The organism is Stenotrophomonas sp. IS26 (assembly GCF_054188265.1).
In genome coordinates this window covers 23,170-42,460 of the sequence record NZ_JBSZJV010000017.1, presented here as the reverse complement: position 1 = coordinate 42,460, position 19,291 = coordinate 23,170, and the positions used below count along the sequence as shown (strand labels likewise).

Annotated in this window: 16 protein-coding genes; 14 read left to right on the top strand and 2 right to left on the bottom strand. The window is 67.4% G+C overall.

Going from position 1 to position 19,291, the window contains the following annotated elements:
- The 6 genes from mrdA (at position 1) to ACW6W5_RS14065 (ending at position 8,828) form a co-directional block, all read left to right on the top strand.
- Positions 1-2,061: a penicillin-binding protein 2 gene (mrdA, locus tag ACW6W5_RS14090; RefSeq protein ID WP_121039909.1), complete on the top strand. Its 2,061-nt coding sequence runs from the start codon at positions 1-3 to the stop codon at positions 2,059-2,061.
- Entirely contained in the window at positions 2,058-3,170 is a 1,113-nt protein-coding gene (gene rodA, locus ACW6W5_RS14085) for a rod shape-determining protein RodA (RefSeq protein WP_121039906.1), read from the top strand. The genes mrdA and rodA (ACW6W5_RS14085) overlap by 4 nt, the downstream gene beginning before the upstream one ends.
- 166 nt (positions 3,171-3,336) lie before the next feature.
- Positions 3,337-4,437 carry a rod shape-determining protein RodA gene (rodA, locus tag ACW6W5_RS14080; protein ID WP_152152288.1) on the top strand — a complete coding sequence of 367 codons (1,101 nt, stop codon included), beginning with the start codon at positions 3,337-3,339 and terminating at the stop codon, positions 4,435-4,437.
- 601 nt (positions 4,438-5,038) lie between these two features.
- Positions 5,039-6,184 carry a lytic murein transglycosylase B gene (mltB, locus tag ACW6W5_RS14075; RefSeq protein ID WP_152152286.1) on the top strand — a complete coding sequence of 382 codons (1,146 nt, stop codon included), beginning with the start codon at positions 5,039-5,041 and terminating at the stop codon, positions 6,182-6,184.
- On the top strand, positions 6,181-7,503 hold the full coding sequence (locus ACW6W5_RS14070) for a septal ring lytic transglycosylase RlpA family protein (protein WP_152152284.1): 1,323 nt from the start codon (positions 6,181-6,183) through the stop codon (positions 7,501-7,503). The genes mltB and ACW6W5_RS14070 overlap by 4 nt, the downstream gene beginning before the upstream one ends.
- Positions 7,504-7,610: 107 nt before the next feature.
- Positions 7,611-8,828 (top strand): D-alanyl-D-alanine carboxypeptidase family protein, encoded by a 1,218-nt coding sequence (locus tag ACW6W5_RS14065; RefSeq protein ID WP_152152282.1) that lies wholly within the window; start codon positions 7,611-7,613, stop codon positions 8,826-8,828.
- 59 nt (positions 8,829-8,887) lie between these two features.
- Here ACW6W5_RS14065 and ACW6W5_RS14060 read toward each other — a convergent pair whose 3' ends face one another.
- Positions 8,888-9,952 carry a lipid A deacylase LpxR family protein gene (locus ACW6W5_RS14060; protein ID WP_121039891.1) on the bottom strand — a complete coding sequence of 355 codons (1,065 nt, stop codon included), beginning with the start codon at positions 9,950-9,952 and terminating at the stop codon, positions 8,888-8,890.
- Between the two features lie 193 nt (positions 9,953-10,145).
- On the opposite strand from ACW6W5_RS14060, the gene ACW6W5_RS14055 reads away from it, so the two are divergent.
- The 7 genes from ACW6W5_RS14055 (at position 10,146) to gnd (ending at position 17,532) form a co-directional block, all read left to right on the top strand.
- Positions 10,146-10,424, top strand: coding sequence for a DUF493 family protein (locus ACW6W5_RS14055; RefSeq protein ID WP_121041243.1), 279 nt, complete (start codon positions 10,146-10,148; stop codon positions 10,422-10,424).
- Positions 10,412-11,119 carry a lipoyl(octanoyl) transferase LipB gene (gene lipB / locus ACW6W5_RS14050; RefSeq protein ID WP_121039888.1) on the top strand — a complete coding sequence of 236 codons (708 nt, stop codon included), beginning with the start codon at positions 10,412-10,414 and terminating at the stop codon, positions 11,117-11,119. Before ACW6W5_RS14055 ends, lipB begins: the two co-directional genes overlap by 13 nt.
- A gap of 18 nt (positions 11,120-11,137) precedes the next feature.
- The gene (gene lipA, locus ACW6W5_RS14045; protein ID WP_121039885.1) at positions 11,138-12,151 is read left to right on the top strand and encodes a lipoyl synthase; all 1,014 of its coding nucleotides are present in this window, start codon (positions 11,138-11,140) and stop codon (positions 12,149-12,151) included.
- Between the two features lie 238 nt (positions 12,152-12,389).
- Positions 12,390-14,567, top strand: coding sequence for a carboxy terminal-processing peptidase (locus tag ACW6W5_RS14040; RefSeq protein ID WP_121039882.1), 2,178 nt, complete (start codon positions 12,390-12,392; stop codon positions 14,565-14,567).
- Positions 14,568-14,696: 129 nt separating this feature from the next.
- Positions 14,697-15,323 carry a DUF2242 domain-containing protein gene (locus tag ACW6W5_RS14035; RefSeq protein ID WP_121039879.1) on the top strand — a complete coding sequence of 209 codons (627 nt, stop codon included), beginning with the start codon at positions 14,697-14,699 and terminating at the stop codon, positions 15,321-15,323.
- A gap of 22 nt (positions 15,324-15,345) precedes the next feature.
- Positions 15,346-16,626 carry a hypothetical protein gene (locus tag ACW6W5_RS14030; RefSeq protein WP_121039876.1) on the top strand — a complete coding sequence of 427 codons (1,281 nt, stop codon included), beginning with the start codon at positions 15,346-15,348 and terminating at the stop codon, positions 16,624-16,626.
- Between the two features lie 3 nt (positions 16,627-16,629).
- Positions 16,630-17,532: a phosphogluconate dehydrogenase (NAD(+)-dependent, decarboxylating) gene (gene gnd, locus ACW6W5_RS14025; RefSeq protein ID WP_121039873.1), complete on the top strand. Its 903-nt coding sequence runs from the start codon at positions 16,630-16,632 to the stop codon at positions 17,530-17,532.
- 81 nt (positions 17,533-17,613) lie between these two features.
- Here the strand turns inward: gnd and ACW6W5_RS14020 are convergent, their stop codons facing one another.
- Entirely contained in the window at positions 17,614-18,654 is a 1,041-nt protein-coding gene (locus tag ACW6W5_RS14020) for an oxidoreductase (protein ID WP_152152280.1), read from the bottom strand.
- Positions 18,655-18,824: 170 nt separating this feature from the next.
- On the opposite strand from ACW6W5_RS14020, the gene ACW6W5_RS14015 reads away from it, so the two are divergent.
- A complete protein-coding gene (locus ACW6W5_RS14015) occupies positions 18,825-19,199 on the top strand; it encodes a BON domain-containing protein (RefSeq protein ID WP_121039870.1) in 375 nt (124 codons plus the stop codon).
- Positions 19,200-19,291 lie beyond the last annotated feature (92 nt).

Below are 19,291 nucleotides of genomic sequence, written 5' to 3'. Positions count from 1 at the left end.
ATGTACATGCGCCGCCAGGCCAAGAATCCGCATGCCGAGGCAGAACAGTTCCGGCGCCGTGCCGCGCTGGGCTTCCTCGGTGTACTGGTATGCCTGTTCGGCCTGGGAGGGTGGTACTTCAAGCTGCAGGTGATGGACCACGACATCTACGCCACGCGCTCGGAGGCCAACCGGATCAAGCCGCGGCCGGTGGTGCCGGGGCGCGGGATGATCTACGACCGCAACGGCCGGCTGCTGGCCGAAAACGTGCCGGCGTTCCGCCTGGACATCACCCCGGACAAGGTCAAGGACATGGACGCCACGCTGGCGGGCCTGTCCAAGATCCTCGCGCTGAGCCCGGAAGATATCGAGACCTTCAACAAGTCGCGCAAGGCACGTCGCAGTTTCCTGCCGGTCACGCTGAAGCTGCGTGTCACCGATGAGGAGATGGCGCGCTTCGCGGTGGACCGCTGGCGCTTCCCCGGCGTGGAGCTGGAGCCGTACCTGACCCGTCGCTACCCGTACGGCGATCTGTTCGCGCACATCATCGGCTACGTCGGCCGGGTCGATGACAAGGATCTGGAGATGCTGGGCGAGGGCAATGCCGCGCTGACCCATATCGGCAAGTCCGGGCTGGAGCGCTATTACGAGCAGCAGCTGCGCGGCAAGGTCGGTTACGAGCAGGTCGAAACCAACGTGCAGGGCCGCGCGATCCGCACCATCGGCCGGGTCGCGGCGCAGTCGGGCAGCGATCTACGGCTGTCCATCGATGCCGATCTGCAGCGCGCGATGGTCGCCGCCTTCGGCGAGTTCGAAGGTGCGGCGGTGGCGATGGACCCGCGCACCGGCGAAGTGCTGGCGATGGTCAGCCTGCCGTCCTACGACCCCAACCTGTTCGTCAACGGCATCTCGCATGCCGATTTCAAGGCGCTCAACGACAATCCCTCGCGGCCGCAGTTCAACCGCCTGGTCCTGGGTGGCGTCGCGCCGGGTTCGACGATCAAGCCGCTGATCGGCCTGGCCGGCCTGGACAGTGGCGTGCGCAAGCCCGAAGACAAGATCCTGTCCACCGGCATGTTCTATCTGCCGGGCACCTCGCGCGGCTGGGGCGATGCCAACCGTGGCGGCCATGGCTGGACCGATCTGCGCAAGTCGATCACCCAGTCGGTCAACACGTACTACTACAGGCTGGCGCTGGATCTGGGCATCGATCGCTTCGACCACTACATGGGCTACTACGGGTTCGGCGCACCGACCGGCATCGATCTGACCGGCGAGATCGGCGGCATCCTGCCCTCGCCGGCGGCCAAGTTCAAGGCACGCAAAGAGCGCTGGTATCCCGGTGATACGGTCAATGTCAGCATCGGCCAGGGCGACTGGAAGGTCACCCCGCTGCAGCTGGTGCATGGCGTGGCGGGCATCGCCGATGGCCAGCTGCGCCAGCCGCACCTGGTGATGCAGCAGCGCGCCGGTTTCGATGCCGACTGGACGGCGACGCCGCCGGGCGAGAGCAAGCCGATCAGCCCTACGCCGGGCAATCTGCAGGCGGTGCGCGAGGGCATGATGGGCACCATGCAGCCGGGCGGCAGCGGCGCGCGGGCAGCCGCGGGCGCGCCGTACGTGATGGCGGGCAAGACCGGTACCGCACAGGTGATCAGCCGGCGCGGTACGGCGGCGGTCAATCCGCGCAGCCTGCCGCTGCATCTGCGCCATCGCGCGCTGTTCGTGGGTTTCGCGCCGGCCGACCATCCGGTGATCGCCGTGGCAATCGCGGTCGAAGGCGGCGGTTACGGTGGCTCGGCCGCTGCACCGATCGCACGCAAGATTTTCGATGCCTGGCTGCTGGGCAAGATGCCCGACGGCCTGGAGCCGCTGGACAGCGAGCGCGGTACCACCGCGATCGGCATCACCGCCTTCGATGGCGGCGATGGCGCCGTGCGCGAGGCGGGCGATGCCGCCGTGGCTGCGCTGGAGTTGATGCCGGTGGTGGTGGGCCTGCCTGCGCCTGCGCCCGCGCCGGACCCCGCTGCACCCGTCCCCAGTGCCACTCCACCCCCGACCGCACCGGAGCGGCCACGATGAAGGTCTTCCTGCGCTGGGCGGTCGACATGGCCGTCCGCTTCAGCAGCTCGCTGGACTGGGTGCTGTGCCTGGCCCTGGCCGCGCTGATGCTGATGGGCCTGGCCGTACTCAAGAGCGCCGGAGGCGACGGCCTGGTGTTCGCCCAGGGGGCGCGCTTCGCGGTTGGCCTGGGCGCGATGTGGGCGATCTCGCGGATCTCGATCCTGCGCATCCGTTCGGCCACGCCGCTGATCTACGCAGTCTCGATGATCCCGTTGCTGGCCGTGTTCGTGCTGGGCACCGGCAAGTACGGCCGCCAGTGGCTGGATCTGAAAGTGTTCTACCTGCAGCCGGCCGAGCTGCTCAAGGTCAGCCTGCCGATGATGGTGGCCTGGTATCTGCATCGCATGCCGCTGCCGCCGCGCTTCTCCACCGTGCTGACCAGTGCGGTGATCATCGGCGTGCCGACCGGGCTGGTGATGCTGCAGCCGGATTTCGGCACCGGTGTGCTGATCGCTGCCAGCGGCGCGTTCGTGCTGCTGCTGGCCGGCCTGCCCTGGTGGTGGGTAGGCGTGGCGGTCGGCGGTGTGGCCGCGGCCGCGCCGGTGGCCTGGTTCTGGCTGCTGCGGCCGTACCAGAAGGACCGCATCATGATGTTCATGGATCCGGAAAGCGACGCGCTCGGCGCGGGCTGGAACATCATCCAGTCCAAGATCGCGATCGGCTCGGGTGGCTTCGATGGCAAGGGCTGGGGGCAGGGCTCGCAGTCGCACCTGAACTTCATTCCCGAGCAGACCACCGACTTCGCCTTCTCCGTGCTCAGCGAGGAGTTCGGGTGGATCGGCGTGGCGATTGTGCTGGCACTGTACCTGGTGGTGATCGGGCGTTGCCTGTGGATCGCCTCGCAGTCGCGCGATACCTATTCGCGGCTGCTGGCCGGCGCGACCGGGCTGGCGTTCTTCGTCTACGTGCTGGTCAACGGCGGCATGATTTCCGGCCTGCTGCCGGTGGTCGGCGTGCCGATGCCGTTGATCAGTTACGGCGGTACCTCGGCGGTCTCGCTGTTGGCCGGCTTCGGGCTGGTGATGGCGGTGCGTCGCCACAATCCAGTACACGGCGGCTACGGCTGAGCGCACGCGATGCGTGCGCCGTGGCCCGGCGGTACGTATCGGCTAAGGATTGCGTCGCCCGCGCGTGTTACGGTCCTGCGCTCGCGCCGGCCCGCCTAGCGGGTCCGCTTTCTGTTCGCCGTGTCGCCTCCTGCTGTGCGTCGCGTCATCCACAGGAGTCGTCCGCATGGTCGAACTACTGCAGCGCGCACGCGCCGTGTTCCATTTCTTTTTCCGCACCCTGGATCTGCCCCTGGTGGGCGCGCTGTGCCTGCTGATGGTGGCCGGCCTGGCCGTCCTGCACAGCGTGGACGGGCCCGTGCATGCGCAGGCGATGCGCTACGGCGCCGGGCTTGCCGCGCTGTGGGGACTGTCGCGGCTGCCGGTGGTGACGCTGCGCGCGTGGTCGCCCTGGATCTACACCTTGTCCTTGCTGCCACTGCTGGCCGTGTATGTGGTCGGCACCGGCAAGTACGGCCAGCGCTGGTTGAACCTGGGCGTGTTCTACCTGCAACCTTCCGAGCTGCTCAAGCTCAGCCTGCCGATGATGATGGCCTGGTACCTGCACAAGCAGCCGTTGCCACCATGGCCGCGCGCGGTGCTGACCGCCGCGTTGCTGATCGGCGGCCCGGCGGTGCTGATCCTGCTGCAGCCCAACCTGGGCACCGCCACGCTGGTGACCGCCAGCGGGGTATTCGCGCTGTTGCTGGCCGGCCTGCGCTGGTGGTGGATGGCCGTCGCGCTGGGCGGGTTGTCGGTGGCCGCGCCGCTGGCCTGGTTCGGCCTGCTGCGGCAATACCAGAAGGATCGCGTGCTGACCTTCCTGTATCCGGAGAACGATCCGCTGGGCACCGGCTGGAACATCATCCAGTCCAAGATCGCGATCGGCTCGGGCGGCCTGCATGGCAAAGGCTGGGGGCAGGGCACCCAGGCCACGCTGGATTTCCTGCCCGAATACACCACGGATTTCGCCTTCTCGGTGCTGGCCGAGGAGTTCGGCTGGGTCGGCGTGGCGGTGGTGCTCAGCCTGTTCCTGTTCGTCACTGCGCGCTGCCTGTGGATCGCCAGCCAGTCGCGTTGTGGTTACTCGCGCCTGCTGGTGGGCACCACCGGCCTGGTGTTCTTCGTCTATGTACTGGTCAACGGCGGCATGATCTCCGGCCTGTTGCCGGTGGTCGGCGTGCCGATGCCGCTGATCAGTTATGGCGGCACCTCGGCGGTCTCACTGCTGGCCAGCTTCGGGCTGGTGATGGCGGCGCGCCAGCATCAGCCGGTGCACGCGACGTGAGTTGCCGGTGCGGCCGCGATTGCGCACCCCAAGCACACGAAAACGGTTTCAGGTGCAAACGTTGTCAACGCGCGGAGATAAAAGTGAGAAGTGGCGCACAGATATGAAGTGACTTGATCTCGATCAATGGACTTGTCGTAAACGGCCTGCACAATGGCGGCCCGCCAACAACGACGCGCTGAGCCAAGCATCGCGGAGGGGGAGTCTGGCGGGGAGTAGTTGACCCAACAGGCAGAGGGGCGAGGCACGCGCTGGGGAGATGCGCGCCGCGCCGCTGCCGATCGGGTCCGGTTTGGCCGGTTGCGTCTGCGGGGATGGGGACGCAACCGGCGGACCTCTTGTGCGTTCTGCATCTTTCTCAAAAGTGAGACGTGCGTTGCTCGATGGCCCTTCGCCGGGCGGCTGCGGTGAGCCAGCCATGCGCCTTGCCGCATCGCCGCGCGTTCGAGACGGCGACGGCACCTTCGTCAGACTATGAATGGGCAGGGGAGGCAGGGCCTCTCTACACGCGGGCTTAACGGTCGCGAAGAAACTCAGGCAATCCGTTGAGATTCATGGCCTTAGGGGTTTTAATTCATCCATGACCTGCTAACCTGCCGCGATGATTCGACGCTCCCTGGCCTGCATGCTCACGCTCGGTTTGGTCGCTTGTGCGACCCAGCCGCAGACTCCTTCACCGACGCCGCAGGCCTCGGGTGTCCCGGTTACGCCGGCCGCCGGCAACAACGGGCCCGCCGAAGCCGCCCCCGAAGCCGCCGGTGCCAATGCCGCCCCGGTCGATCTGACCCCGGTGCCCTTCGAGGTGGCCCGCGCCAACTTCGTGCGTGACACCGCCGCACGCTACGGGATTCCCGCCGCGCAGATCCAGGCAACCCTGGCCCAGGCGCAGATCCGTGATCCGATCATCGCCGCGATGTCGCGCCCGGCCGAGCGGGTCAAACCGTGGAACGAATACCGGCCGATGTTCATCAGCCAGGCGCGGATCGAGGGGGGAAAGAAATTCCTCGCCCAGCACCGCGAAGAGCTGATGCGCGTGCAGCAGCGCACCGGCGTGCCGGCCGAAGTGATAGTGGCGATCATCGGCGTGGAAACCAGCTACGGCGGCAATACCGGTAATTACCGTGTGCTCGATGCGCTGTACACGCTGGCCTTCAAGTACCCGCGCAGCGGCGATCCGGCCAAGCTGGAGCGCGAAGTGCGCCGTGAGCTGTTCTTCCGCGACGAGTTGGCGCGCCTGTTCGCGCTGACCCGCGACGAGAAGCTCGACATCACTGCGATCAAGGGCAGCTACGCCGGCGCGATGGGCATGGGCCAGTTCATGCCGTCCAGCTATCTGGACTATGCGGTGGATGGCAACGGCGATGGCCGTCGCGATCTGTTCAACAGCTACGACGACGTCTTCTCCTCGATCGCCAATTACTTCGTCAAGAAGGGCGGTTGGGTGCGCGGTGGCCCGGTTGCCGTGCCGGCCACGCTGCAGGCCGGTCGTGAAGAATTCAATCCGACCGAATGGGCGCCGACCTGGACCCTGTCCCAGTTGGCCCAGCGCGGTTACCAGCCCAGCGTCCCGGTCGCGGCCGGCTTGACCGCGACCCCGATCACGCTGGAAGGCAGCACCGGCAAGCAGTACTGGCTGGGCTTCCAGAATTACTACGCCATTACCCGCTACAACCTCTCGAAAATGTACGCGATGGCCGTGTACCAGTTGTCCCAGGCCATCGCCGGACAGGAGTTGCCGCCGGCATGAACACGATCGCACGCTCCAGATGGCTGATCCCGGGTCTGTTGATACTGGCACTGGCCGCCTGCAGCAGTGCGCCGAAGAAACCGGGTGGCAGCACCGCCGGCAGCAGCAAACCGTCCGGCGCGGTGGTGCAGGGCAAGGGCGGACGCCCGGCGCATTGTCCTGACGGGTCGCCCTACAAGGCGGCCGCGGAAGATCCGAGCACGCGCGGTGACTACCGCGCCGGCGGCCTGTACAAGCCCGGCGTGAATGACAGCACCCCCACCTACATCCCGAACGTGGCCTGCATCCCCGAGCCGGACGTGGTCGATCTGCCGCGCTCGCCGATCGGCAACAAATCGCCGTATGTGGTGCTGGGCAAGCAATACCAGGTGATGGACAAGACCCGCGGCTATGCCGAGAAGGGCACCGCCTCGTACTACGGCGCCAAGTTCCACGGCCGCCTGACCTCCAACCGCGAGGTGTACGACATGTACGCCTTCACCGCCGCGCACAAGACGCTGCCGCTGCCGAGCTTCGCCCGGGTCACCAACCTGGACAACGGCGAATCGGTGATCGTGCGGGTCAACGATCGCGGCCCGTTCCACGATGGCCGCGTGGTCGACCTCAGTTATGCCGCCGCCGTGCGCCTGGGCATCACCCAGCGTGGCACCGGCAACGTTGAAGTACGCGCGCTGGCCCCGGGGGATGACAACCTGCTGGCCGACAAGCCCAGCCGCCGCGAGCGCCGCGAGGTCGCCGCCGCTGCGGCAGCCGCCACCACGGCCAGCGCTGCCGCGGCACGCCGCGCCAGCGATATGGATGCCCTGGTCGGCAAGCTGCCGGCCGCCACGGCCACGCCCGCCGCCGCCGCCAAGCCGGCCGGCGAGCAGTACCGCTACCGCGTGGCCGACTCGGCCAAGCCGGGCAACGCCGACAACTTCGATCACTGGATGCGCGACAACGGCGTGCGCGTGGCGACCGGCAAGCCTGCCACCACCCAGGCCGCCAGCGTCAACAGCGCCCCGGTCGCGGTGGCCGCCTTGCCCGCCGCCGCACCTGCAGCGCGCCCGGCACCGGCGCCCAGTGCGACGCTCTCCCAGCAGGTGCTCGGCAGCGTGCTGCTGCAGGTCGCCAGCTTCGCCAGCCGCGACAACGCCACCCGCGCGCTTGGCCAGTTGTCCTCGGCGGGTATCGCCGGGGCCAGCATCAGTGACATCGTCAGTGGCGGGCGCACCCTGTGGCGCCTGCGCGTGCCGGCCCCCGACCACGCCAGTGCCTCGGAACTTGCCGGCCGGATTGCCGGTCTGGGCTTCGGGGCGCCGCAGATCGTGAAGGACTGAGCCTTCCGCTGCCCGCGGCACGCCAGCGCGTGCCGCCGCTCCTTGGGCCTACAATGCCCGTTATCCCTCATCCACCCCTTGGCGCCCCTCCAGGAGCTTGCTGTCCGATGAAATTCCGCTTTGCCGCCGCTGCCATGGCCACGACCCTGTTCGTGGGCATGGTTTCCGCCCAGACCCCCTTGCCGACCCCGGCACCGGCGCCTGCTCCCGCCGCCGCCGCACCGGCCACCGTGGCCACGCCGCCGGCTCCGAAGCCCAGCGTCTCCAAGGCCTGGATCCTGATGGATTACGCCACCGGGCAGGTCCTGGCCGGTGAAAACGTGCACGAACAACTGGCCCCGGCCAGCATCACCAAGGTGATGACCTCGTATGTCGTGGCCGCCGAGGTCAAGAACGGCAAGGTCCGTACCGACGACCAGGTGATGATGAGCGAACGCGCCTGGCGCGAGGGCGGCGCCGGCACCGACGGCAGCTACAGCGGCTTCCCGGTCAACCAGACCGCGCGCCTGGAAGACATGGAAAAGGGCATGGCGATCCAGTCCGGCAACGATGCCGCGATCGCCTTGGCCGAACACGTGGCCGGCAGCGAAGAGGCCTTCGCCTCGCTGATGAACAGCTATGCCGCCAAGATCGGCATGAAGGATTCCCACTTCGTCAACGCCCATGGCCTGAGCGCCCCGGGCCACCACACCACCGCCTACGACCTGGCGCTGCTGGGTCGCGCGATGGTGCGTGACTACCCGGAAACCTACGCCTACAACAAGGTGAAGGAATTCACCGTCGGCAACATCACCCAGCCCAACCGCAACCTGCTGCTGTGGCGCGACCAGAGCGTGGACGGCATCAAGACCGGCCATACCTCCGAAGCCGGCTACTGCCTGATGAGCTCGGCTCAGCGCGGCGACCAGCGTCTCGTGGCGGTGGTCCTCGGTGGCGGCTCGGAAAAGCAGCGCGCCGATGACAGCCTGGCGCTGCTCAACTGGGGCTTCCGCTTCTTCGAAACCCACCGCATGTACGAGCCGGGCAAGGTCGTGGCCGAGCACAAGGTGTGGAAGGGCAAGACCGCCACGCTGCAGCTGGGCGTGGCCCAGCCGATGCTGGTCAGCGTCCCGCGTGGCCGCTACAACGATCTCAAGCCGAGCATCGATGTGCCCAAGACCCTCGAAGCCCCGTTCACCGCCGGCCAGCAGGTCGGTACCCTGAAGGTGATGCTGGACAACCAGGTCGTCGCCCAGGCCCCGCTGGTGGCCGTGGCCGCCGTGGAAGAAGCCGGCTTCTTCAAGCGCCTGTGGGACAGCTTCTGGATGTGGTGGGAATCGGAGTAATCCGATTCGACCGCACTAAGAAAAAAGACCGGCGAAAGCCGGTCTTTTCATTTCTGGCGTTACAGCGACCGGCTGATCGTAAAGCTGCCGAACACCGGCGCCTCGCGCTGCCCATCGAACTCGCGCGTGCTGTGGTAGCGCGCCAGCGCGAACTTCCAGCGCCCACGCATCACCGCCAGCCCGTACCCGGCCTGGCCGACCACATGCCGCTTGTCGACACTGTGGCTGTTGCGGAACGTATTGCCGTCCAGCGTGATATCGCGGATCACCCACGCTGCATCGGTCGTGGCGAACAGATGCCACGACCACCCGCTCGGCTTGCCGCCGCGCGTCGGCGCCGTGTTCTCACCGGCGGGGCGCAGCGGGGTACTGCCGAAATCGTCCGGCAGCTTCCAGCCGAAGCGCACCTCGCCACCGGCGTTGACGTGCGTGGCCAGGTTGCCCACCGCGCCGCCGTAATGGCTGATCGCATCCCAGCCCCAGCCGCCCAGGTTCTCGCTGGCATCGGCCGGCCAACGTCGCATCCGCTCATGCGTCAGCATGAACACCGGTTCGTTGTGCAGCTGGTTGTCCCAGCCCTGGAACTTCTCGTCGCCCAGCAGCTCGTGCACCGCGTTCTGCACCTCCTCGCCGAGCGCCCACGGCCCCACCACGCCCACCGCCAGCTGCGTCGTCTGCAGCCGGTCGCCGCGGCGCGCGTTGTACCCGAAGCTGGCGATCAGCACGCCCGCATAAGGGCGATCGTCCTCGATCAGGTCCTTCCGGGTGAAATCGGTCGGGGTGAAAATGCCCTGGGCCAGGCTGAAGATCATGTTCTGCTGCTCGAACTCGCCCGGGTGCAGCCGCTCCAGATGGCTGTTGACCCAGCGTGCCAGGCGCGGCAGGCAGGGATCGTCGGTGTAATCGACCAGATTTGGCGAGACCAGGGTGATCTGGGCGCCATTGGTATAGCCCTGATCCTGGTCCTTGCCGCCGAACAGATCGTTGTCGACGCGGAAGTTGACCTGGGGCGGATGCTCGCGCATCGCATCGGGCCCGCATTGAGTCGCGGCATGGGCGGCAGGGGCGGCCAAGGCCAGGAGACCGGCAAGGGCGGCCGGCAGCGCGAAGGGCTTCAGGGACATGGGATACCAGACAGGGATTTATGCTTTCTTAAGCCGATACAGCGTAGTCAGAGCGTGATGTCGTGAACAGCGCTGCGCACGCACTGCTGCGTATCAGTGGCGATACAGGCCTTTTCACGTGCCGTTCGGTACCGCTGTGCGCACGATCAAGCAGCGCTTGGGTTCGGGCGCGGGCATCCCCATAATCCCGGTCATGGAGATCAAGTCTGACAACCCCGACCACGGCTTCCAGTTCCCCGGCCAGTTCGAACTCAGCGCCATGGGCGCGGCCGGCAACGACCTGGAACGCGAACTGCCACGCCTGCTCGAGCTCGCCGGGCTGGAAGTACTGACCGAACGGGTCAGCTGGAAACACTCGTCCAACGGCAAGTACGTGTCCGTGCGACTGGTGTTCAAGGCCGACAACCGCGAACAGTACGATGCCGCCCACAACGCGCTGCGCGACCACCCGGAAGTGAAGTGGACGCTGTAGCCAGCTGCGCCACTGCCGCGGCCCCGGGCGACCGGGCGCCGCAACCGGCCATCGTGCGTGACCTCGGCCGCCAGCCCTACGCCCCGGTCTGGCACGCCATGCAGCGCTTCACCGATGCCCGCACCGATGCCACCCGCGATGAACTGTGGGTGGTCGAGCACGACCCGGTGTTCACCCTGGGCCAGGCCGGCAAGGACGAGCACGTGCTCGCCCCCGGCGATATTCCGGTTCTTCATGTCGACCGCGGCGGCCAGGTGACCTACCACGGCCCCGGCCAGCTGGTGATCTATCCGCTGCTGCAGCTGCGGCGGCTGGGCATCGGGGTGCGCGACTACGTGTGCCGCATCGAACAGGCCATCATCGACACCTTGGGCGACTGGAACATCGGCGCCGAGCGCCTGGAGGGCGCGCCCGGGGTCTACGTGGGCGGGGCCAAGGTGGCCGCGCTCGGCATCCGCGTCCGCCGCGGCTGCACCTTCCATGGCCTGTCCTTCAATGTGGCCATGGACCTGGAACCGTTCCGCCGGATCAACCCCTGTGGCTATCAAGGGCTGCAGGTGACCTCGGTGGTAGACTTGGGGGGACCGTCCGGCATGGCGGCCGTCACGCCGGTGCTGCTGGGCCATCTGGCCCGCCAGTTCGGCCTGGACCTCGAGCCGGCCGCTGAACTACCCGATTTGACTGACGCGGCGTGAACGCCGCCGACCAAGGCCATGACTGAAACCACCGCTCGCCTCATTCCCCTGCAGGTTGTGCAGGGCGACACGCCGTCCGCCGCCCCGTTGCAGACGGGCGTCAAACAGATCGGCGGTGACAAGATCGGCCGCTCGCCGGTGCAGTTCGCCGACGTGCCGGTGCTGCGCAAGCCGTCGTGGATCCGCGTGCGGATTCCCTCCGGCAACGCCGTGCAGAACCTCAAGGCCAAGCTGCGTGAGAACCGCCTGGTCACGGTCTGCGAGGAAGCCAGCTGCCCCAACATCCACGAGTGCTTCAGCCACGGCACCGCGACCTTCATGATCCTCGGTGAGGTCTGCACCCGCCGTTGCTCGTTCTGCGACGTCGCCCACGGCCGGCCCAAGCCGCCGGACGCCAATGAACCGGCCAGCCTGTCCCAGACCGTGGCCGACATGGGCCTGAAGTATGTGGTGGTGACCAGCGTGGATCGCGATGACCTGCGCGACGGCGGTGCCCAGCACTTCGCCGACTGCATCGGTGCCATCCGTGCCAAGTCGCCCAAGACCAAGATCGAAGTGCTGACCCCGGACTTCCGCGGCAAGGGCCGCATGGAGCGCGCGCTGGAGATCCTGGCGACCAACCCGCCGGATGTGTTCAACCACAACATCGAAACCGTGCCGGATCTGTACCGCAATGTGCGCCCGGGCGCGGACTACCAGTGGTCCCTGACCCTGCTCAAGAAGTTCAAGGCCCAGCACCCGGAGATCGCCACCAAGTCCGGCATCATGCTCGGCCTCGGCGAGACCCTGGAGCAGGTGCAGGCCACGCTGCGCGACCTGCGCGAGCACGACGTGGACATGATCACGATCGGCCAGTACCTGCAGCCGACCGCACATCACCACCCGGTGCTGCGTTACTGGACCCCCGAGGAGTACAAGGCGCTGGAGGAGTACGGCAATGCGCTGGGCTTCAGCCACGTCGCCTCCGGGCCGATGGTGCGCTCGTCCTACCACGCCGACCGCCAGGCGGCCGACGCCGGCGTCGCCGGTTGATCCAGCGGGCCCTTCGGGGCCCGTTCTGCCAATCCCTCCCGTCTTTCCCCGGCCGCGGCCCTGAACCGCGGATGGCCGCAGGCCTGTGCCTGCCCGCCGTTCTCCCCGGTATTCACAAATTTCTCCAACGGCCTCGGTAGGCTGAAGGCCCCGGTGACAAACGCGGCAACTTTCGGCACTGTCGTGGTGTCTGTAATGCACGCAGTCTCTCCCTTGGCAAGGTGCCACGAGCTAGTCCATGAAATTCAAAGCCCCCGCATTCCTGATGGCCCTGGCGCTCACCGCGCCGATGGCACTGGCCGCCTACGCCGATTCGCCCGCGCTGCCCTCGGCGGCCACGGCCGACCAGGTGACCACCTCCAAGCTGGTCTACGGACTGCTTTCGGACAGCCGATACGCCTACCGGCCGCGTGCACTCGATGCCGCGACCTCCAAGGACGTCTTCAAGCGCTACCTGGAGTCGCTCGACAGCAGCAAGCAGTTCTTCACCCAGGCCGACATCACCCGCTTCGCCCCGTTCGAGGCCAACATCGCCACCGCCATCCGCGGCGGCGAGCTGGAGCCGGCGTTCCAGGTGTTCGCGGTCTACAAGCAGCGCGTCGGTGAGCGTGTCGGCTATGCGCGCAAGCTGCTCAAGACGGATTTCGATTTCAGCACCGATGAGAAGTTCGAGTACGACCGCAAGGACGTGCCGTGGGCCGCGAGCAGCGCCGAGCTGGACGATCTGTGGCGCAAGTCGGTCAAGAACGACTGGCTGCGCCTGAAGCTGGCCGGCAAGCAGCCGGCCGAGATCCGCAAGACGCTGGACAAGCGTTACGCCACGCTGGAAAAGTCGGTCAATGAGCTCAAGGGCGAGGACGTGTTCCAGTTCTTCCTCAACGCCTACACCAGCGCGGTGGACCCGCACACCGATTACTTCACTCCGCGCACCGCCGAGAACTTCAACCAGGCGATGTCGCTGTCGCTGGAAGGCATCGGCGCGCAGCTGCAGCGCCAGGACGACATGGTGGTGATCCGCGAGGTCATCGCCGGTGGTCCGGCCGCCGTCAACGGCACGCTGAAGCCGGGCGACCGCATCGTCGGCGTGGGCCAGGGCAAGTCCGGTCCGCTGGAAGACGTGATCGGCTGGCGCATCGATGATGTGGTGGCCAAGATCCGCGGCAAGAGCGATACCCAGGTGCGCCTGGAATTCATTCCGGCCGAAGAGGGCGTCGACGGCAAGCACCACACCCTGGTGCTGACCCGCCAGAAGGTGCGTCTGGCCGAACAGGCCGCCAAGGGCGAGACCCTGACCATCCCGGCCAAGGATGGGGAGCCCGAGCGCAAGGTGGGCGTGATCAAGCTGCCGACCTTCTACCAGGATTTCGAAGGCCGCCGCCGCAACGCCGCCGACTACGCCTCTGCGACCCGCGACGTGGCCAAGCTGCTGGCCGGCTTCAAGGCCGACAAACTCGATGGCGTGGTGCTGGACCTGCGCAACAACGGCGGTGGTTCGCTGGATGAAGCGATCGAACTGACCGGTCTGTTCATCGAACAGGGCCCGGTGGTCCAGGTGCGCGAGTCCGGTGGCCGCGTCACCGTCAACAGCGACCGCAGCGAAGTGGTGGCGTGGGACGGCCCGCTGGCCGTGCTGATCAACCGTGGCTCGGCCTCGGCCTCGGAAATCTTCGCCGGCGCCATCCAGGATTACGGCCGCGGCCTGGTGATCGGTGAGACCACCTTCGGCAAGGGCACCGTGCAGAACATCGTCGACCTCGACCGTTGGCCGAGTGGCGAGACCCAGCGCTTCGGCCAGGTCAAACTGACCATCGCCCAGTTCTTCCGCGTCAGCGGCAGCAGCACCCAGCACAAGGGGGTGGTGCCCGATCTGGCCTTCCCGGCCAGCGTGGACGCCAGCGAGTACGGCGAAAGCACCTACGACAACGCGCTGCCGTGGACCCGCATCGCCGCCGTGCCGCACACCCAGTACGGCAACTTCGGCCCGCTGCTGCCCAAGCTGGAAAGCCGCCACGACACGCGCATCGCTGCCGACAAGGAATTCCAGTGGTGGAACGAGGATGTCGAGCAGTTCCGCGCCGAGAAGGCCAAGAAGTACATCTCGCTCAACGAGGCCGAGCGCCGCGCCGAGCGTGAGAAGCAGGACAAGCAGCGCACCGACCGCCAGGCCATCCGCAAGGAACTGGGTCTGGATCTGGATCCGCTGGCCGATGACAGCAATGACGACGGTCTGACCGGCAACGAGCGCGACATCGTCAAGGATGCCGCCCGTGAGAAGGCGGCCGAAAAGCGTCCGGATCCGCTGCTGCGCGAGTCGGCCGCGATCCTGGCCGATGCGGTCAACCTGCTGGAAGCCGACCGCCCGCTGTCGGCCCAGGTGCTGCCGCAGTCGACCGGTGTGGGCCGCTGGGCGGACTGACCGCCACGGCTGCCGCAGCTGAACCGGTGACAACTCCACAGGCCGCCCTTCGGGGCGGCCTGTGCGTATCCACCTCCTGCCAACGTGCGCAGGTCTATCCTTGGAGGCTGGATTTCCGCAGGAGCGGCCATGCGCTTTCGTCGTGTACGTTCGATCCCGCTGCTGGCGGGGCTCGCCGCTTTGACCGCCTGTGGCGGCCGCGCCGCTGACAGCACGCTGATCCGGGAGTCCTTCGACTCCGGCGATACCTATTCGCGCACCGTGCCCGGCCCGCCTGCCCAGGCCTGCGAGGCCGCACGCCGTACCCTGCTCAGCCAGGGCTACGCGATCGCCCGCGCCGGCGATGACGCAGTGGAGGGCAACAAGAACTTCCAGCCCAAGGATGAAGAGCACGAGCAACTGGTGCTGCGCATCTCCTGTGCGCCGCGCGGCGACCAGGCGCTGGTATTCGTCAGTGCCGTGCAGGATCGCTACGCGCTCAAGAAGAGCCCGACCTCGGCCAGCGTCGGCGTGGGCGCGCTGGGCTCGGTGTCGCTGCCGTTCGGCAGCAATGACGACTCGCTGGTGAAAGTGGCCAGCAGCACCGTGCAGGACGCCACCTTCTACCGCCGCTTCTTCGAGCGCCTGCAGCAGTACTTGCCGGCCGCGGCCGTGCCCGAGCCCACGCCGGCCGCGGCGCCCGCGACAGCCCCGGCTGCGGCGGTGGAGGCCACGCCTGCCACGGTGGTGAGCGATACCCCGGCATCGCTGCGCTGAGCGGGCGGCGGTGCGGCAGGTCATGGCAACAGGATCGCGGCGCTGGCGCCGCCATGCGCTTGCGTTCCTGCTGGGGCTGATCCCGGCGGGCAGCGCGTGGAGCGCGTCGTCCTGTGCGCAGGGCGTGCTGGAGGAGCTTGGCTGGCAGATCGCTGCAGCCGACATCGACGCCCCCAAGGTGCACGGTGGTCCGGTCTGCGAACGCGCCGATCTGCGCCAGGCCCAGAGCGCCGGCGACCTGCGTGTGCAGCTGCCGCGGCAGTGGTCGGCGGACCAGCGGCAGGCCTGGCTGCCCACGTTGTTCGATGACCCGGCCACCGTATGTGCGTACGCCTTCCAGCTTGGCGCCGCTACCCGCCGCGCCACCACCGCGCTGCAGGACAACGACGGCTTCCGCTTCTCGGCGCTGCAGCTGGGCTGGATCGGCTTCGGTGCCGGCGGCGCGCAGGCCAAGGGCTGGGAGCGCTTCCGCAGCTTCGGCCGCGGCTATCAGCCGGCCGGGGCCAACAGTGCGGCGCTGCAGACCTTCTACGAGGGCCGCGTGCGTGCCGAGTGCGGGGTCGGCCGCCAGGTCGCGCAACTGGCGACCCAGCGCGAGCTGTACGGCGATGCCGCGTTCGATCGCGAGTTCTCGGCCGATGAGCTCTCCATCGGCACCTTCCTGACCCTGCACGAGACCGACAGCATCCTGCTCGGCCGGCATGCCGGGGAGTTCCTGGCCGATGGCAAGGCGAAGAAGACCGCCCTGCGCGGGCGGCAGGCCTTCGTCGGCACGCCCGGCTTCATCGAGCACGTGTTCGAGCGGAAGTACCTGGACGACATCAACAACCAGGCCGAGAACTTCGTGGTGGTCGATGTCAGTGATGCGGCGGCACGCGCGCTGCGCGAGCACGAGGGCTTTGCCTACTACGACCGGATCAACCGGCGCATCTGGGCGCTGGCCCAGCGCATGCCGGGCCCGGGACCGCGCCGGTTCGAGCGGCTGCTGATCGAGCGCGATCCGATCTGGCGGCGCGAGGTACCGGCCGAGCAGCAACCGTTGCTGAAGGAACTGGATGCCTTGCTGGACGATCCGTTCTACCAGGGGTTCCTGATTTACGTGCATCCTCGGGGTATACGTCCTATCGGGTACCACATCGCACGCCTGCTCGATCGCAATCCGCGTACACCGTTCGCGATCGAACTGGGGCTGCACAACCTGCATACCACGCTGTATCGGCGCTGGATCGACGCACGCCTTCGCCAGTGCGATGCCCCGCCGCCAGCGTTCCTGCAAGACAACACGACAACTGAGCAAAGGTGATTCATGGATATTGCAATGATCGGGCTGGGCCGCATGGGCGCGAACATGGCCGAGCGGCTGCACCGGGGCGGCCACCACGTGATCGGCGTCGATCCGGGTGAGGCCGCCCGCAGCGCGGCGGCCGCGCGTGGGTTCCAGGTCAGTGCCTCGATCGCCGAGACGCTCGCCGCGCTGCCGGTCCCGCGCGTGGTGTGGCTGATGGTGCCGGCCGGCGTGGTCGACCAGACCCTGGCGTCACTCTCGCCGCATCTGTCCGAAGGCGATGTGGTGATCGACGGCGGCAACTCGTACTACAAGGATTCCATGCGCCGCAGCGAACAGCTGCAGGGCGAGGAGGTGACCTACATCGACTGCGGCACCAGCGGTGGCGTGTGGGGCCTGCAGGAGGGCTACAGCCTGATGATCGGCGGTGACACGGCGGCGGTCGAACGGATCGGGGCGATCTTCCGCACGCTGGCGCCGGGCGAGGACCGTGGCTGGGCGCATGTGGGGCCGAGCGGGGCAGGGCACTTCTGCAAGATGGTCCACAACGGCATCGAGTACGGGATGATGCAGGCCTATGCGGAAGGCTTCGCGTTGATGCAGCACAAGACCGAGTTCAACCTCGATCTGGCGCAGGTGGCCAAGGCCTGGCAGCACGGCAGCGTGGTGCGTTCGTGGCTGCTCGATCTCAGTGCCGACGCACTGGGCCGCAACCCGCAGCTGGACGGCATCGCACCGTATGTCGAGGACTCCGGCGAAGGCCGTTGGACCGTCGCCGAGGCGATCGATCTGGATGTGCCGGCCCCGGTGATCACGCTGTCACTGCTCGAACGCCTGCGCTCGCGCGAGAAGAACTCCTTCAGCGACCGCCTGCTGGCGGCAATGCGCAACGAGTTCGGCGGTCACGCGATCAAGACCACGTAAGACCCATCGATGCGGGCCGAACCCCATCGTCCGGCCCGCATCCACGCATGGCGGAGATCTGCGTGGGCGGGCGTGGCCGACTCAAAGGGTCACCCGCCGCCCGCTGCGTGCACTCTCTGCGCCCGCCTCCAGCAGGCGCATCAGCTGCAGCGCCTGCGCAGTGCTGACCGGCGCTTCGCCCACGCCCAGCATCGCATCGCGGAAGGCCGCATAGAACGCCCGGTAATCGCCGGGCACGTTGTCCACGGTGCTGCGCCGGGTGTGCCCGTCGGCATCGATCCGCACCAGGTGACCGTGCTGCGGATCCAGTCCCCAGCCCGGGGCGCCCGGGGCAATGCCGCGCCGCAGCTGATCTTCCTGCACGTCCAGCCCGTCCTTCAGATAGCTGCCGGCATCGCCATGCACGATGAAGCGCGGGCCGGAGGCGGCCACTAGCGAGCCGGCATGCACGATCGCGCGATGCCGGGGGTAATGCAGTACCGCATGGAAGTAGTCGTTGCCCAGCGCGTGCTCGCGCTGCGCCATCAGGTCCACACTGATCGCGCCGGGCCAGCCGAACAGCTGCAGCATCTGGTCCAGCAGGTGCGGCCCCAGATCCATCCACAGCCCGCTGCCGGGCGCATCGCTTTCGCGCCAGCGTTCGCGCACCTGTGGGCGGAAGCGGTCGAAGTGGGAATGGCATTCGGCGACGCGGCCGATCCTGCCGTTGTCGATCACCTGCTTGAGCGTGAGGAAGTCGGCATCGTGGCGGCGGTTCTGGAACACCGTCACCACCCGGTCGGCGTCGTGCGCGGCCTGCACCACCGATTCGGCCTCCGCCACGGACAGTGCGAACGGTTTGTCCACCAGCACATGTTTGCCGGCCGCCAGTGCGGCGCGCGCCAGCGGGGCATGCGCATCGTTGGGCGTGGCGATCACCACCGCATCCACCGCCGGGTCATCGAACACCGCCTGCGGGTCATTGCAGATGCGCACATCGGTGAAGCTGCGCAGCAGGCGATCCCGCTGCGAGCTGACGATGCTGTGCAGTGCAAGCCCTGGCGTATGCAGGATCAACGGCGCATGGAACACGCTGCCCGCCAGCCCGTAGCCGATCAAGGCGACCTGAAGTGTGGCGGCCATGGTGCGCTCCAACATAACGGGGCAGGACAGCGTAACGGCTGCGCGCGCGCGGCGGAAATCTGAACGATCGGGCGCCAACCTGAGTGGTTCACGGCAACGTTATGCGGCGCCCACGTCCCGTCCACGGCCGTGCACGGACACTGGCTGCACATCCGCAAAGGAATTCGAACATGACCAACACGACCCGTAATCTGCTTGCTGCTTCGCTGGCCCTGGGCATGGTGCTGGGCACCTCGACTGCCATGGCCAAGGATCCGCCGAAGACCACCGATCATGCCGCGATGACCCATGCCGACAAGCACGATTCGGCCGAGCCGGTCACCGACAGCTGGATCACCACCAAGGTCAAGACCGACCTGCTGACCAGCAAGAACGTCCCGGGTACCGAAGTGAAGGTGGAGACCGTCAATGGCGTCGTCACCCTGACCGGTACCGTGGCCAGCCAGGCCGAGCATGACAAGGCCGTACGCGTGACCCAGCAGATCAAGGGCGTCAAGCGCGTCGATGCTGCCAACCTGAAGGTGGCTGCGACCGCCGCACGCTGAGCCCCAACGCTGCATCGCTGAACAGGGCGCGCCTTCGGGCGCGCTTTTTTTTTGGCAGGCCGCCTGCCCCGTATTCACAAAGGGGTGGAGTA